The sequence below is a fragment of the Lutibacter sp. genome, from assembly GCF_041596795.1.
Classification (GTDB): domain Bacteria; phylum Bacteroidota; class Bacteroidia; order Flavobacteriales; family Flavobacteriaceae; genus Lutibacter.
Genome location: NZ_JBFHHX010000083.1, coordinates 1 through 15,454, shown reverse-complemented (window position 1 = coordinate 15,454; position 15,454 = coordinate 1). Strand labels below are relative to the sequence as shown.

Annotated in this window: 16 protein-coding genes; 4 read left to right on the top strand and 12 right to left on the bottom strand. The window is 29.7% G+C overall.

Translation table 11 applies throughout. The annotated features are described in order from the left end of the window. The 4 genes from ABY298_RS10500 to dnaK form a co-directional block, all read right to left on the bottom strand. A partial coding sequence (locus ABY298_RS10500; protein ID WP_372746008.1) for an NAD(P)/FAD-dependent oxidoreductase occupies window positions 1-327 on the bottom strand: 327 nt, incomplete at its 3' end. Between the two features lie 80 nt (window positions 328-407). Then, the gene (locus ABY298_RS10495) at window positions 408-1,361 is read right to left on the bottom strand and encodes an NAD(P)H-dependent flavin oxidoreductase (RefSeq protein ID WP_372746007.1); all 954 of its coding nucleotides are present in this window, start codon (window positions 1,359-1,361) and stop codon (window positions 408-410) included. 58 nt (window positions 1,362-1,419) lie between these two features. After that, the gene (locus ABY298_RS10490; protein WP_372746006.1) at window positions 1,420-2,574 is read right to left on the bottom strand and encodes an endonuclease/exonuclease/phosphatase family protein; all 1,155 of its coding nucleotides are present in this window, start codon (window positions 2,572-2,574) and stop codon (window positions 1,420-1,422) included. 128 nt (window positions 2,575-2,702) lie between these two features. Beyond that, complete coding sequence (gene dnaK, locus ABY298_RS10485; RefSeq protein WP_372746005.1) at window positions 2,703-4,607, bottom strand: molecular chaperone DnaK; 1,905 nt, start codon at window positions 4,605-4,607, stop codon at window positions 2,703-2,705. Between the two features lie 221 nt (window positions 4,608-4,828). On the opposite strand from dnaK, the gene ABY298_RS10480 reads away from it, so the two are divergent. Both ABY298_RS10480 and ABY298_RS10475 read left to right on the top strand, forming a co-directional pair. Then, window positions 4,829-6,253: an L-serine ammonia-lyase gene (locus ABY298_RS10480; RefSeq protein WP_372746004.1), complete on the top strand. Its 1,425-nt coding sequence runs from the start codon at window positions 4,829-4,831 to the stop codon at window positions 6,251-6,253. A gap of 81 nt (window positions 6,254-6,334) precedes the next feature. Then, the gene (locus ABY298_RS10475; protein ID WP_372746003.1) at window positions 6,335-6,670 is read left to right on the top strand and encodes a DUF2853 family protein; all 336 of its coding nucleotides are present in this window, start codon (window positions 6,335-6,337) and stop codon (window positions 6,668-6,670) included. A gap of 65 nt (window positions 6,671-6,735) precedes the next feature. Here ABY298_RS10475 and ABY298_RS10470 read toward each other — a convergent pair whose 3' ends face one another. From ABY298_RS10470 to ABY298_RS10435, 8 genes are all read right to left on the bottom strand, one after another. Then, window positions 6,736-7,038, bottom strand: a complete 303-nt coding sequence (locus ABY298_RS10470) for a hypothetical protein (RefSeq protein WP_372746002.1) — start codon at window positions 7,036-7,038, stop codon at window positions 6,736-6,738. Between the two features lie 11 nt (window positions 7,039-7,049). Beyond that, window positions 7,050-8,024 carry a deoxyhypusine synthase family protein gene (locus ABY298_RS10465; protein ID WP_372746001.1) on the bottom strand — a complete coding sequence of 325 codons (975 nt, stop codon included), beginning with the start codon at window positions 8,022-8,024 and terminating at the stop codon, window positions 7,050-7,052. Next, window positions 8,017-8,952, bottom strand: coding sequence for an agmatinase (gene speB, locus ABY298_RS10460; RefSeq protein ID WP_372746000.1), 936 nt, complete (start codon window positions 8,950-8,952; stop codon window positions 8,017-8,019). Before speB ends, ABY298_RS10465 begins: the two co-directional genes overlap by 8 nt. Beyond that, entirely contained in the window at window positions 8,945-10,342 is a 1,398-nt protein-coding gene (locus tag ABY298_RS10455) for an arginine decarboxylase (protein WP_372745999.1), read from the bottom strand. Before ABY298_RS10455 ends, speB begins: the two co-directional genes overlap by 8 nt. A gap of 322 nt (window positions 10,343-10,664) precedes the next feature. Further along, window positions 10,665-11,423, bottom strand: coding sequence for a peroxide stress protein YaaA (yaaA, locus tag ABY298_RS10450; protein WP_372745998.1), 759 nt, complete (start codon window positions 11,421-11,423; stop codon window positions 10,665-10,667). A gap of 26 nt (window positions 11,424-11,449) precedes the next feature. Beyond that, window positions 11,450-12,079 carry a CatA-like O-acetyltransferase gene (locus ABY298_RS10445; protein WP_372745997.1) on the bottom strand — a complete coding sequence of 210 codons (630 nt, stop codon included), beginning with the start codon at window positions 12,077-12,079 and terminating at the stop codon, window positions 11,450-11,452. Next, window positions 12,072-13,109, bottom strand: a complete 1,038-nt coding sequence (locus ABY298_RS10440; RefSeq protein ID WP_372745996.1) for an RluA family pseudouridine synthase — start codon at window positions 13,107-13,109, stop codon at window positions 12,072-12,074. The genes ABY298_RS10445 and ABY298_RS10440 overlap by 8 nt, the downstream gene beginning before the upstream one ends. Before the next feature lie 4 nt (window positions 13,110-13,113). After that, window positions 13,114-13,722, bottom strand: coding sequence for a PASTA domain-containing protein (locus ABY298_RS10435; protein ID WP_372745995.1), 609 nt, complete (start codon window positions 13,720-13,722; stop codon window positions 13,114-13,116). A gap of 170 nt (window positions 13,723-13,892) precedes the next feature. Here ABY298_RS10435 and ABY298_RS10430 point away from each other — a divergent pair, with 170 nt between their 5' ends. Together ABY298_RS10430 and coaD are read left to right on the top strand one after the other, a co-directional pair. Further along, the gene (locus tag ABY298_RS10430; RefSeq protein ID WP_372745994.1) at window positions 13,893-14,876 is read left to right on the top strand and encodes a D-alanine--D-alanine ligase; all 984 of its coding nucleotides are present in this window, start codon (window positions 13,893-13,895) and stop codon (window positions 14,874-14,876) included. After that, window positions 14,873-15,328 carry a pantetheine-phosphate adenylyltransferase gene (coaD, locus tag ABY298_RS10425; RefSeq protein ID WP_372745993.1) on the top strand — a complete coding sequence of 152 codons (456 nt, stop codon included), beginning with the start codon at window positions 14,873-14,875 and terminating at the stop codon, window positions 15,326-15,328. Before ABY298_RS10430 ends, coaD begins: the two co-directional genes overlap by 4 nt. Window positions 15,329-15,454: the final 126 nt, after the last annotated feature.

Sequence of the window (15,454 nt, the reverse complement as noted above, 5' to 3'; positions counted from 1 at the left end):
TGTTGCAATTACTAAATAATCGTATTTAAGTTTTCCAATTGTAGAATTAATAATATTTTCTTCAGTATCAACACTTAAAACCTCTGTTAATCTAAAATAAAAATTAGGGAAACTTTTAATAATTTTTCGAAGCGGAAAGGCAATAGAATCAGGTTCCAAACCTCCTGTAGATACTTGATATAATAACGGTTGAAAGGTGTGGTAATTATGTTTATCCAACAAAACTACTTGAATATCTTTATTTTTTAATCCTTTTGCTAAATTAATTCCTGCAAAACCACCGCCAATAATTACAAGTCTTGGCAAACTTGTTTTAGGTATATTCATCTTTTAAATTTAGTGGGCAAATGTACAAATATTGCACAAACGACACCTAAAATTAAATAGAAAAATATCTTGCTTTTTTATTAACTACCTATTAAATGTGCAACAATTTTCTTTACTGGTAAAATCTCTTTTGTATGTTGAATACTAGGACCTGCAACCCAAACAGTTTTGTAAGTTGCTTTAGTTGCGGCATTTTTAGTTGCATTCATTCCTATTGAAAAACGAATCATTTTTACCCATTTTTTCAATTGTTTATTTTTATTTAAAACACGTTCAATCCACGGTTGTTTTGTTCCTATTTTTTGAACATAAGGCGTATTAATTACCGTGCAAGGTGTTCCGGAAATTCTTTCGGTCATTACAATATCACTTGCGTTGTATTGCACACATGCTTGTTTATATTCTTCCGTTACATTTGCTTCTACTGAAGCTATAAAAGGACTTCCAACAGAAACACCAACAGCTCCGTAACTTAACATTTTATCTAAATCTGCTTTACATCCTACTCCGCCAGCAGAAATAATTGGAATAGCACAATTTTTCACCAATAAGGAAATTAAATCTTCTGGAGATAAATCTCCACGATGACCACCTGCCAAATTGTTGACTGCAATAATAGCATCTGCACCTAAGCTTTCAACTTTTTTAGCAAATTTTAAATCTGTTACATCACAAAATACTTTAATATTATGTTTATGAGCTTGTTTAATGGTTTCTTCTGGACTTCCTAAAGAAGTTATTATAAAATCTACACCTTCCTTACAAATTACATTTAATTGGTCTTTATATTTAATATTCGATTTATTTACAATCAAATTAAAACCAAAAGAACCTCCTTCAACTTTAGCTTCTTTCAACTCTTTAATTGCAGCTCTTAACTCTTCAATTGTTCTATAATTTAACGCTGGAATACAACCTGCAATACCACTTTTCATAGCCTCTATAACCATTTTAGTATTTGATACTAAAAACATTGGAGCTTGTATTATTGGGTATTTAATTTGTAATAAATCTGTTAACTTTAATGTATTCATTAGTTCCAATTTTTCTCAAATATAGCAAATATTATGCGTGCATAACACAACAAAACATTTAATAAATGCCTTTTAAATATTCTTCACTATGGTCAACTTTAATCTCTACCCACATAGGTAAATGATCGGAAATTTGAAATGTTTTCCACTCTTTGTAATAATACTCAAACAACTGAACATCATTAACCAACATACCTTTTAAATCTGTAATTGATTTAGTTAACTTATTAATCTCTTCTAAATTTGGATGCTCTTTATTTTGTGCTTTCTTTAATTCCTTTTCTTTATTTTTTAACTGTTTGCTTAACGATTTTATAACATCGCTTTTATAATCTTCAAACTGATTTTCTCTAAATATATAGTTATAATAATTAAAAGTTCCTGCGCTATTGTCTTCTTCTCCTAATTGAAAAAAACCAGATTTAGAACGAATTCCAATTTGATCGTAATATTTAGTTTGAAAAGTATTTGTTCCTTGTGGTTTATCTCTAATTTGTTTGGGTATTTTAAAACCATTATCTAACAAAGCTTCCATAGTTTTATGCTTGTGATCTACAATATTAAAATCACCCAAAACTATTAAAGTTTCTTTATCATTATCAGCTTTCTTTTTTAAGAACTTTGCAATTCCAGCAATTTCCTCTTGCCTTCTAACTAATTTTACTCCAGAGTCGGCGCCATAATATATATGCACAGTACATAAGCTAAATTTGGTCCAACCAGATTGAAATGAAACTATAAATGGAGTTCTTGCAAATTGAATATCGCCTTGAATTAAGCTTGTTTCTGGCAGTACAACTTCTCCGGCAACATTTTTAAATAACACTCTTCTTGTATCATAAATAAATGTCATTCGTTCTTGATTTCCGCTTTTTCCTTCAGTAACATCGGTAGTTATATAATCCCATTTATCACCCAACAAATACATTAATTTGTACAATGCCTTAAGGTTTTTATTTACTTCTTGTACTGCAATTAAATCGAATTCTGAAACAATTTGAGCAATATAAAAGTAGGATTCTTTTAACCGTGGCCCATGTTTAAATTTATTAGAATCAAAATCGCGAATATTCCAAGTTGCTATCAATAGATTTTTATCTAAACTTTTTTTCGGAACTGTATTTTTTATAGCTCCTTTAAGCCCCAATATATTAGTAACTACAAATTCTCGTTTATCACTTTTTATATCTTTTTTTAATTGGTAGTATCTCATTAGCTCTAAATTTATAGTTGATAATTAACACTTTATGAAATTACAAATAAATTTATTACTTAATACAAAAAAAAACTGTCTAAAGGTTTTACCCTTTAGACAGTTTTTAAATTTATTTTAAAAAAAGATTATTTATCTTCTTTCACTTCTTCAAAATCAACGTCTTCAACGTTATCTCCATCTTTTTTAGCGCCTGCATCACCTGTTGGTGCTCCTTGTGGTTGCGCCTCTTGTTCTGCTTTGTACATTTCTTCACTTGCTACTTTCCAAGCTTCATTAATCTTCTCCATAGCAGCATCAATTTGCGCTATATCTTTAGATTCATGTGCTTTTTTCAATTCTGCTAAAGCAGCTTCAATTGGTTCTTTTTTATCTGCTGATAATTTTTCTCCGAACTCTTTTAATTGTTTTTCTGTTTGGAAAATCATAGAATCTGCACCGTTAATTTTCTCTGCAGTTTCTTTTGCTTTTTTATCAATATCAGCATTTGCTTCAGCGTCCGCTTTCATTTTTTTGATTTCTTCCTCAGTTAAACCAGAAGAAGCTTCAATTCTAATATCTTGCGTTTTACCTGTAGCTTTATCTCCTGCAGTTACATGAATAATTCCGTTAGCATCAATATCAAAAGTTACTTCAATTTGTGGAGTTCCTCTTTGTGCTGGTGGAATTCCATCTAAATGGAAACGACCAATAGTTTTATTATCTGCAGCCATTGCACGTTCACCTTGTAACACATGAATTTCTACTGATGGCTGATTATCTGCAGCAGTTGAAAATATTTGCGATTTTTTGGTTGGAATTGTTGTGTTAGCTTCAATTAACTTGGTCATTACATTACCCATAGTTTCAATACCTAATGATAATGGAGTAACATCTAACAACAATACGTCTTTAACATCTCCTGTTAAAACTCCACCTTGAATAGCTGCTCCAATTGCAACAACCTCATCTGGGTTTACACCTTTTGAAGGTGCTTTTCCAAAGAATTTTTCAACAGCTTCTACAACGGCAGGAATTCTTGTAGAACCACCTACTAAAATAATTTCATCAATATCTCCAGTTGATAAACCTGCATTATTTAATGCTTTTTTACAAGGCTCAATTGTTCTTTTAATTAAATCATCAATTAATTGCTCAAATTTAGCTTTAGTTAAACTACGTACCAAGTGTTTTGGACCTGTTGCTGTAGCTGTTACATAAGGTAAATTAATTTCAGTTGTTGCTGATGAAGATAATTCAATCTTCGCTTTTTCAGCAGCTTCTTTTAAACGTTGTAAAGCCATTGGGTCTTTACGTAAATCAATATCTTCTTCGGCTTTAAATTCTGAAGCTAACCAATCAATAATTTTTTGATCAACATCATCTCCACCTAAATGCGTATCACCATCTGTAGATAATACTTCAAAAACTCCATCTCCTAATTCTAATATAGAAACGTCATGTGTTCCACCACCAAAGTCAAACACAACAATTTTTTGATCTACACCTTTTTTATCTAAACCATACGCCAATGCAGCAGCAGTTGGCTCGTTAATAATACGGCTTACTTTTAAACCAGCAATTTCACCAGCTTCTTTAGTAGCCTGACGTTGAGCATCGTTAAAATAAGCTGGTACTGTTACTACAGCTTCTTTTACTTCAGTTCCTAAATAATCTTCAGCTGTTTTCTTCATTTTTTGAAGAATCATTGCAGAGATTTCTTGAGGCGTATACAATCTTCCATCAATATCAACTCTTGGTGTGTCATTATCACCTTTTACAACATTATAAGGTACACGATCTGCTTCCATTTTAGATTCAGAATATTTGTTCCCCATAAAACGTTTAATAGAATATATAGTTTTTAATGGATTTGTAACAGCTTGACGTTTAGCAGGATCACCTACTTTTCTTTCGCCACCTTCAATAAATGCAACAATAGAAGGTGTTGTTCTTTTTCCTTCTGCATTAGGAATTACCACTGGTTCGTTCCCTTCCATTACAGAAACACACGAGTTTGTAGTTCCTAAATCTATTCCTATAATTTTACTCATAATAGTATATTTTTTGTTCTTAAATTTTTTTTAAACTTACATATTGAATTAGACAATGATTATGCCATTTAACTTTTTATGTCAAGTTGTCATAAAAGATATTTTTTTTAATTGTGTATTGTCAATATTTGCCAATTTTAATAATTTAATAAAGCGACAATTTATAGGTATATTTTTTTTCAATAAGCTATATTTACATTCTTAAAACAACTAAATATTTAATGGAGTGTATTTCTATATTTGATATGCTAAAGATTGGTATTGGACCGTCTAGCTCACATACTTTAGGCCCTTGGAGGGCTGCTGAACGTTGGATAAATCATCTTAAAAAAGAAAACACTTTTGAAGGAATTACATCAATAAAAGTTGATTTATTTGGATCATTATCATTAACAGGTAAAGGGCACGCTACTGATTTAGCTGTTATTTTAGGTTTATCAGGCCAAGACCCTGAATATATTCCTGTAACTGAAATACCAATTTTAGTAAATAACGTTAAATCCACACATAAAATAAAGTTTGGAAATAGCTATTTTATAAATTTTACACCCTCAACTGATATTGTATTTAATAAAGAATTTTTACCTTTTCATGCAAACGGTATAAAGTTTAGTGCATTTAAAAATGGAGCTGAAATTTCAATAGATACTTATTATTCTATTGGTGGTGGTTTTGTAGTTAGGGAAGAACTAATAAATGCGAAAGAAAATATTAAAATTCATAAAACATTTCCATTTCCAATAGAAAAAGCAAAAGAGCTTGAAAACTATTGTAAAGAAACCAATCTTAAAATTTCTGAAATTGTTCTTGAAAATGAACGATCATTAAGAACTGATAAAGAAATAGACTTTGAGATTGAAAGAATTTGGAATACAATGTTAGAATGTATGTATATAGGTTGCCACACCGAAGGAACTTTACCTGGTGGTTTAAATGTAAGAAGAAGAGCTTTTGACATGCATTTAAAATTGAAAGATGATATCTTATACAACAATCCTAAAGAATGGTTAATTGCTATTAGAAAAACTGAAGTAAAATTCAGACAAATTTTAAAATGGGTAAGTTGCTTTGCTTTAAGTGTAAATGAAGTAAATGCATCATTAGGAAGGGTTGTAACAGCTCCAACTAATGGAAGTGCTGGCGTAATTCCTGCTGTTTTAATGTATTATATGGTAATAGAAAATCATGATGCTAGTTTTAAAGATATAAAACAATTTTTATTAGTAGCTGGTGAAATTGGAAGTATATTTAAAAAAGGAGCTACCATTTCTGCTGCTATGGGCGGTTGCCAAGCAGAAATAGGTGTTTCATCAGCAATGGCAGCTGGTGCACTAACAGAATTATTAGGCGGAACACCTGAGCAAGTTTTAATGGCAAGTGAAATTGCAATGGAACATCACCTAGGTTTAACTTGTGATCCTATTGGTGGATTGGTACAAATACCTTGTATTGAAAGAAATGCTATGGGTGCTATAAAAGCTATTAATGCTGCAGAATTGGCGTTAGAAAGTGATTATTTAAATGCCAAAGTTCCGTTAGATAAAGTTATTTCAAGTATGTGGGAAACGGCAAAAGATATGAACAGTAAATATAAAGAAACTTCGGAAGGAGGTTTAGCAATAGGGGTTAATCTGTCAGATTGTTAAAATAATTTAAGAAAAACAAATATTATTTCTTTATATTTGGGATACATAATACTTTATTATTAATAAAAAAATTCGTTACTCATGAGTAAATTCGATGAAAAAATTGCACTTTATAAAAGTGAAATGGATAAATTAGGTCTAAAATTTGACGCTGATTTATTAACAAAAGTTACAAAAGGACTAGGTCCTTCAATCTACAAAGCAGATGCTGAAACTGTTTCGGGATCTGACAAAAAAGAATTAGCAACTGTTAAGAATAATTTCTTACTTAAAAAACTTGGTTTAGCTGATGGACCAAAATTAGATAGTGCTATTGAAACGGTTATTGAAAAAGTTGGAAAATCAAACAGAAATAAATATCGTGCAATAGTTTATTATTTATTAGTTAAAGAATTAGGACAAGAATCTAAATATTAATTAGTACTTGTTTAAAACAAAACAAAAAAAAACACCAATTTAATTGGTGTTTTTTTTTTTTACTTTTATAAATCTTCATCCATATCTTCATCTGGAATTTCATCCATTCCATCATTAGGATCATCGTAAACATCATCAAAGTTATCTTCATCAGCATCGTAATCCTCCATTGTTTCCTCTAATTTTGTGCTAATTTTAACCAAATACATAGTGTCATTAGCTGTTACTTCTACTGCTCGAACAGTTTCACCTTGTGCATTTTTAAAAGTTACAATATCTTTATAAGCATAACCGTTAGGAAATTTCTCTACTAACAAATCTAAAATATCACTTGTTAATTTGCTGTAATCTACAATTACTCTTTTCATTTTTCTAATAATTACATATTTAACAAATAAGCGAAAATTAAAGGGGCAACAATAGTTGCATCGCTTTCAATAATATATTTTGGTGTGTCAATATCTAATTTTCCCCAAGTTATTTTTTCATTAGGAACAGCTCCGGAATAAGAACCGTAACTAGTTGTAGAATCTGAAATTTGGCAGAAATAACTCCAAAATGGTGTATCAGTTCTTTCCATATCTTGATATAACATTGGTACTACACAAATTGGAAAATCACCTGCAATACCTCCTCCTATTTGAAAAAATCCGATTCCTTCTTTTGAATTTGCTGTGTACCAATCTGCCAAGAATGTCATATATTCAATTCCCGATTTCATTGTACTTGCTTTTAATTCACCTTTTAATACGTATGATGCAAAAATATTACCCATAGTACTATCTTCCCATCCTGGAACTACCATTGGTAAATTAGCTTCAGCAGCGGCAATCATCCAGCTATTTTTAGGATCAATTTCATGATATTGATCTAGCACTCCAGAAAGTACTAATTTATACATAAATTCATGTGGAAAATAACGTTCTCCTTTTTCTTCAGCATCTTTCCAAATTTTAAAAATATGCTCTTGTAAACGTCTAAAAGCTTCTTCTTCTGGTATACAAGTATCAGTAACTCTGTTTAATCCTTGTTCTAATAAATCCCACTCTTCTTTTGGCGTTAGATCTCTATAATTTGGAACTCTTTTATAGTGAGAATGCGCAACCAAATTCATAATATCTTCTTCAAGATTTGCACCTGTACAAGATATTATTTGCACTTTATCTTGTCTAATAATTTCCGCAAATATTTTTCCTAATTCTGCAGTACTCATAGCACCAGCTAATGAAACCAGCATTTTTTTACCCGATGCTAATTGGTTTTCATATTCTTTAGCGGCATCTACAACTGTAGCTGAATTAAAGTGTAAATAATATTTTTCAATAAATTGGGAAATTGCTCCTTTGTTACTCATAATCTTCGTCTTGAAATTTGGAATTTTTATTATTTGGCTCTGAGAAACCACTTTCGTTTTCATAATCATCTTCATCTGCATTATCAAACTTATAACTTAACATTTTATAGTATAGTTTTGAAGCCAAATAACTAGAAGCTTTATCGTTTTCATTTGGGCAAAGATCTGTTAAATCTAACCCTACTACATTTTTTTCTTTAAATAATTTTTGAAGAAACTCTAATGTTTCATACCAGAATAAACCACCTGGTTCAGGGTAACTAGTAGATCTAACTAAAGACATATCTAATGCGTTTAAATTAAATGATAAAAACACGTTATTAGTCATTAAATCAATGGCATTTTCCATCCAATAATCATCACTAACCATTTCATGAGCATAAAAAGTTTTATCTTCATCAACTATGGTTTTTTCTATGGCATCCATGCTTCTAATACCAATTTGTATTAAATTAGTTGTTTGGCTAGCATCTGAAAGCGCACAAGCATGGTTGTAAGTAGATCCTTCAAATTCTTTTCTAACATTTGCATGTGCACCAATATGAACAACCGTTAAATTATCAAAACACTCATTAAATGCTCTAATTGAACCTATTGAAATAGAATGTTCTCCACCAACTAGTGTTACAAATTTATTTTTTCTGATATATTCTTTAGTAGTTGCGTGCACAGATCTCACCATTTTTTCGGCAGATGAAGTGTCTACAACATCCTCTGCTAAAAATATTCCGTTTTTATATACTTCAGAATCTGTTTCTACATCATACAATTCCATGTTTTCTGATGCTTCTAAAAACGCTTTTGGTCCATTAACGGCACCTTTTTGCCAGTTAATTGTTCCATCAAAAGGAACAGAAATTAATACAACCTTTGATGTATCTAATTTAGCATATTTTTCAGGTATTCCTGCGTAAGTTCTTTTATTCATAACCTAATATCTTTAAAAAGTCGCTTGCTGTTTGTTTTTCTTTAAATACTTTATATTCTAATTTTCCTTCGTTATTTTTTGATATAATTACGTGTTTTGGTTGTGGAATTAAACAGTGTTGTAAACCTCCGTAACCTCCTATTGATTCTTGATATGCGCCTGTATTAAAAAATCCTAAATACAGCGGTTTCTCTTCTTTATAGGCTGGTAAATATATGGCATTTATATGTTGCTCGGAGTTGTAATAATCATCACTATCACAGGTTAAACCTCCTAATAAAACTCTTTCATAAACATCATTCCAACGGTTTAAAGGTAATAAAATAAATCGTTTATTTATAGCCCAACTATCTGGTAATGTTGTAATAAACGATGAATTTATCATATTCCATCGTTCTCTATCATTTTGTTTCTTTTGATACAATACTTTGTAAATAGCTCCGCCACTTTCTCCAACAGTATAACTACCAAATTCAGTAAAAATATGTGGAACCTGAACTTCTGCATCATCACAAGCATCTTTAATTTGACATATGATTTCATCTACCATATAATCATAATCGTAATTAAATCCTAAGGAATTTTTAATTGGAAAACCTCCTCCTATATTTAAACTATCTAATGATGGACAAATGCGTTTTAAGCTAATGTAAACTTTCATACATTTACTTAATTCATTCCAATAATAGGCATTGTCTTTTATACCTGTATTGATAAAGAAATGTAGCATTTTTAAGTTTACCTTATGGTTGTCTTTTACTTCTCTTCTATAAAAATCTACAATGTTTTTATATCCAATTCCAAGGCGAGAGGTATAAAACTCAAATTTAGGTTCTTCTTCAGAAGCAATTCTAATTCCAATATTAATTTTTTTCTTTACACCTTCAGTTAGTAATCCAATTTCTTCATAATTATCAATAATTGGAATACAGTTTTTGTGTCCACTATTAATTAAATTTTGAATTTTAGTTACATATTCTTCACGTTTAAAACCATTACATAACACATAGGTTTTATCGGTAATTTTACCATCTTTTTTTAGGTTTTCAACTATATCAATATCTATTGCAGATGATGTTTCAATATGGATATCATTATTTAGAGCTTCATCTAATATATGTTTAAAATGAGAACTTTTTGTGCAATAGCAATAGTTGTATTTAGCTTTATATTTATGCTTTTTCATTGCTCTTTCAAACATTGATTTTGCATTTTGTATATTCTCGCTAATTTTTGGTAAGTATGTAAATTTTAAAGGTGTTCCAAAGTCTTCTGCCAATTTCATCATATCAATATCATGAAAATGTAAGTTTTTGCTGGAATCTATTTTAAATTCTTCTTGTGGAAAATCGAAAGTTTGATTTATTAAATCTATATATTTTGTATTCATTTAGTATTTTTAATTTAACATTTAATAACGCTGCCAAAAATGGCTTTTATTAAGTTCTTTAAAGTAAGGTTCTAACTACACTCTTATTACCAAATAAGTTTTTTTAAACCTTACAACTTTTAACGGGTTGTAGAACTTTAAAATGTGGTTAAAAGAACTCATTAAATCTTTTAATCTGCTTGTTATATATTATTAAATTTTTTCACTCAAAAGCTTTTAAATCAATGTTTTAAAACTTAAAACCTTTTACTCTTTAAATGTTTACAAAAACATGGGAACAAACTTATATAAAAAATCAATACAAACTAAAAAAAATATGTAATTATCTTGTAAAAACTAACTCCTTTTCTGAAGATAAATTTGAATCAAAAGCATAACCTTCCAAATTAAATCCCTTTAAATCTTCTATGTTTTCTATTGAATTATCAATAATATATCTTACCATTAAACCTCTTGCTTTTTTAGCAAAAAAACTTATAATTTTTAGTTTACCATCTTTGTAATCTTTAAAAACAGGAGTAATAATTTTAGCATTTAACAATGCTGGTTTTATAACTTTAAAATATTCATTGCTGGCTAAATTAATAAAAACCTCATTGTTTACCAATTCTTCATTTAATTGATGGGTAATTTTTTTATCCCAAAATTGATACAAATCCTTTTTTGAACCTACAGTTAATTTAGTTCCCATTTCTAATCTATATGGCTGAATTAAATCTAATGGCTTAAGCAATCCATATTGACCTGATAAGATTCTTAATTTACTTTGAAGTTCATCTAATTTTGAAATTGGCAAATTATATGCATCTATACCAATATACACATCGCCTTTAAATGCATAAATTGCCTGACGAGCATTTTCTAAATTAAATGGTAACTGCCAATCTTGATTTCGTTGCCAGTTTAATTCACCTAAGTTTGAAGAAATACTCATTAATTCGCTTAATTTTTTTGGCGATTTCTTTTTTAAAACAGCGTTTAATTTTGCTGCTTCATCTAAAAAAACTCCTTGAGTATAGTTATTAGTTGGTAATTGTGTTTCAAAATCTAATGATTTTGCTGGCGAGATTACTATTTTCATTTTTTAATTCTTTTTCAAATTTAAAATTAACGTAATTGATTAATAAAACTTTGCATTTTTTCAAATAATAAAGCTACATGATAACCATCCATTAAAGAGTGATGTACTTCAACAGAAAATGGTATTTTTTTTGTGTTATTTTCTTCAAAAACTTTGCCAAAGATAATTTTTGGAATTCCCATACCTGCTTCATCTCCTTTTCTTGCATGTTTTATTCCTGTAAAAGAAATCCAAGGTAATGTAGAGCAATGCACAACACCTAATAACTCTTCATTAGGTTCAAAAACAATTCCTTTTTTATGATTTTCTATTACCTGTTTTCCTTGTATATCAAATTCAAAAATTGACTCTTGATATTTAAAGTGACAAAAAGAAAATGTTTTATTATCATTTAACACTGTTGATCCAATATCAACACTATTAAACAAATAAACTTGGTTATTAAAAATACGAAGTTTAAATTCTAAAATTTCATTTATACATTTTATAGCTACAAATAAATTGGCTAAAGAAAATGATAATTGATGTTTTTTACAATATGTATATAAATTGTGAACTTCAAGAGTTGCTGTAATATTAAAAAAGGGATCTTGGTACGTTTTAAAAAAATCGTATTGCGGTTTTCTATCCCAATTTTCAACATCAAATTTATCCATTGTGATCATCTGGCTGATTAATTGTATAAGCTCTCCATTTTTCTAAACAATCTACCATATCTTGAGGTATTTCCGAATTAAATCGCAAATATTCTTTGGTAGTTGGGTGTTCAAAACCTAAGGTTTTTGCATGTAACGCTTGGCGTGGCAACACTTTAAAGCAGTTTTCTACAAATTGTTTGTATTTTGTAAAAGTTGTTCCTTTTAAAATTAAATTTCCACCATAACGCTCATCATTAAAAAGAGTATGCCCAATATGTTTAAAATGCGCTCTAATTTGATGTGTTCTACCTGTTTCTAATTTACATTGAACTAAGGTAACGTAGTTAAAACGCTCTATTACTTTAAAATGTGTAATTGCTGGCTTTCCAAAATCACCTTCAGGAAAAACATCCATTTGCAATCTGTTTTTAAAACTTCTGCCAATATGCCCTTCTATTCTACCTTCATCTTCTTCAATATTTCCCCAAACTAATGCATAGTATAAACGCTCTGTACTTCTATCAAAAAATTGTTTAGATAAATGTGCCATGGCAAATTCTGTTTTTGCAACCACTAATAACCCACTTGTATCTTTATCAATTCTATGCACCAATCCTGGGCGTTCGTTAGAATTAGTTGGTAAATTTTCTATATGATGAATTAAACCATTTACCAACGTACCGCTGTAATTACCGTGACCTGGATGTACAACCATTCCTGGTGGTTTATTTACAACAATTACCTCGTTATCCTCATAAATTATATCTAAAGGAATATCTTCAGCCACCAATAAATTTTCATGTGGTGGATGCGCCAAAACTACTCTAACAACATCATTGGGTTTTACCTTGTAATTTGGCTTTACAGGCACTTCATTTACTAAAACATTCCCTGCTCTGGCAGCTTGTTGCACTTTGTTACGCGTTGCATTTTCAATAAAATTCATTAAAAATTTATCTACGCGCAAAGGAACCTGACCTATACTGGCAACATATTTAAAATGTTCGTAAAACTCTTCCTGTTCTGCTAATTCTTCTGTATCAATCATCAACTTAAAATTCTATTTCTTCAGAAACTTCTTCTGAACTTTCTTCTTGTAGTTCTTCTCCTTCATTTCCATCACCTAGTTTTAATTTAATTAGTGAGTTTTTTGGAATTTTAGTTCCAGTTTTAACTTCACTTCCATTAAATAATAATCCTCTAACAACATCTTTAGCAATATCGTTTACATACACTGCCGCTGTATCCACTCTAAAGCCAATAGCCAATAATTGCGATAACGCTTGTCGTTTTGTTTTACCATACAACTCTGGCATTTCAATATTTGGGTATCTCGATGGGTTTAAAGTTAAATATATTTTTCTGTTTTCTTTTACAAACTGACCTGCTTCTGGACTTTGTTCTATTACAGATTTTGCAGGATAATCCGGATTAAAACTAGCCGAATCTATCACTTCAAAATTCAAATCAATATTTTCCAACACTTCTTCTGCTTCAGCTAAGCTCATTTTTTCCAAATTTGGAACTTCAATTTTCTGATTATGATTGGTTGAAAATTTCAACCACTGAACTACTAAAACGGCAAAAACTAAAAATGCAACAAAAGCAATAATTAACTGCCTTAGAAATGATTTTGATTTAATAAATTGAATAACACTCATTTTCTTGAATAAATTTTTGCGCAAAGATACAATATATCTGTTTAAATGTAGAAGTGTTTAATTGTGGAATTGTTAATATTTAATTGTCTTAATCTTCCAACTTTTAAACTTTAAACTTTCAAACTTTCAACTTTTAATAGTAAGTTTGTACTTAAAGACATTACTATAAAATGAAAAAAAATATTGCCATAATAATGGGTGGTTACTCTTCGGAAGTTGAAATTTCTTTAAAGAGTGGAAATGTTGTTTACACCAATTTATCTAAAGAAAAATACAATCCGTACAGAGTTCATATTTTAAAAAACAAATGGGTTGCTTTAGACGATTTAGCAAATGAATACCCAATTGATAAACACGATTTTTCTTTTAAACTTGAAGGAAAAAAAATAACTTTTGATTGTGTTTTTAATGCCATTCACGGAAATCCTGGTGAAGATGGAACTATTTTAGCCTATTTTAAATTAATTGGGTTAAAACATACATCGGCGCCATTCTACCAAATGGCCTTAACTTTTAATAAAAGAGATTGTTTAAGTGTTGTAAAACAATATGGTATAAAAACTGCCGATTCTTATTATTTAGATAAAGGAAATGCTATAAATGTAGATGAAATTATTGCAAAAGTAGGCTTGCCTTGTTTTGTAAAACCAAACAATGCTGGCTCAAGTTTTGGAATTTCTAAAGCTAAAACAAAAGAGGACATATTACCTGCTATTGAAATTGCATTTAAAGAAGATTCTCAAATTTTAATTGAAGCATTTTTAGATGGTCCAGAAATTACCATTGGAGTTATACAATATAAAGGAGAAACAACTGTGTTGCCAATGACAGAAATTGTTAGTGAAAACGACTTTTTTGATTACGAAGCTAAATATTTAGGCAAATCTAAAGAAATTACGCCTGCCAGAATTTCTGACGAAATGCACAACAAATTAGCAAAAAACGCCAAAAAAGTATACGAAATACTAAATATGAGTGGTTTTTCTAGAAGCGAATATATAATTGTAAATAACGAACCTCATTTTTTAGAAATGAACACCGTACCTGGAATGACAACCGCAAGTATAATTCCACAACAAGCTGCAGCAGCAGGAATAAGTTTATCTGAACTTTTTGATAACGCTATAGAAATGGCATTAAAAAACGAACTATGAGACGCGTAATATTTCCAGGATCTTTTGATCCAATTACATTAGGTCACGTTGATATAATTAACAGGGCTTTACCTTTATTTGATGAAATAATTATTGCAATTGGAATAAATTCTGATAAAACTTATATGTTTTCTTTAGAAGATAGAATTAGGTTTATTAAAGAACATTATGCTAATGAACCTAAAATTTCAGTAGACACCTATACCGGTTTAACAATTGAATTTTGTAAAAAAATAAATGTCGATTTTATTTTAAGAGGTTTACGGAATCCTGCCGATTTTGAGTTTGAAAAAGCAATTGCCCAAACCAACAGAAAAATGTCTAGTATTGAAACTGTATTCTTACTAACCTCCGCAAAAACTTCTTTTATTAGTTCTAGCATTGTACGAGATATTTACAGATACGGTGGTGATATTTCGGGTTTTGTACCAGATAGTGTTATAAAAAAATAATTTATTGGATTTAAATTCAAAAAATATTCAATTACAATTTGAAGGTTTTTGTAAAACACCTTCTCTTTGGAAAAACGATGCTATTTTTAATTTACATCAATTTAAATTTAAAAACCATTTAACAAC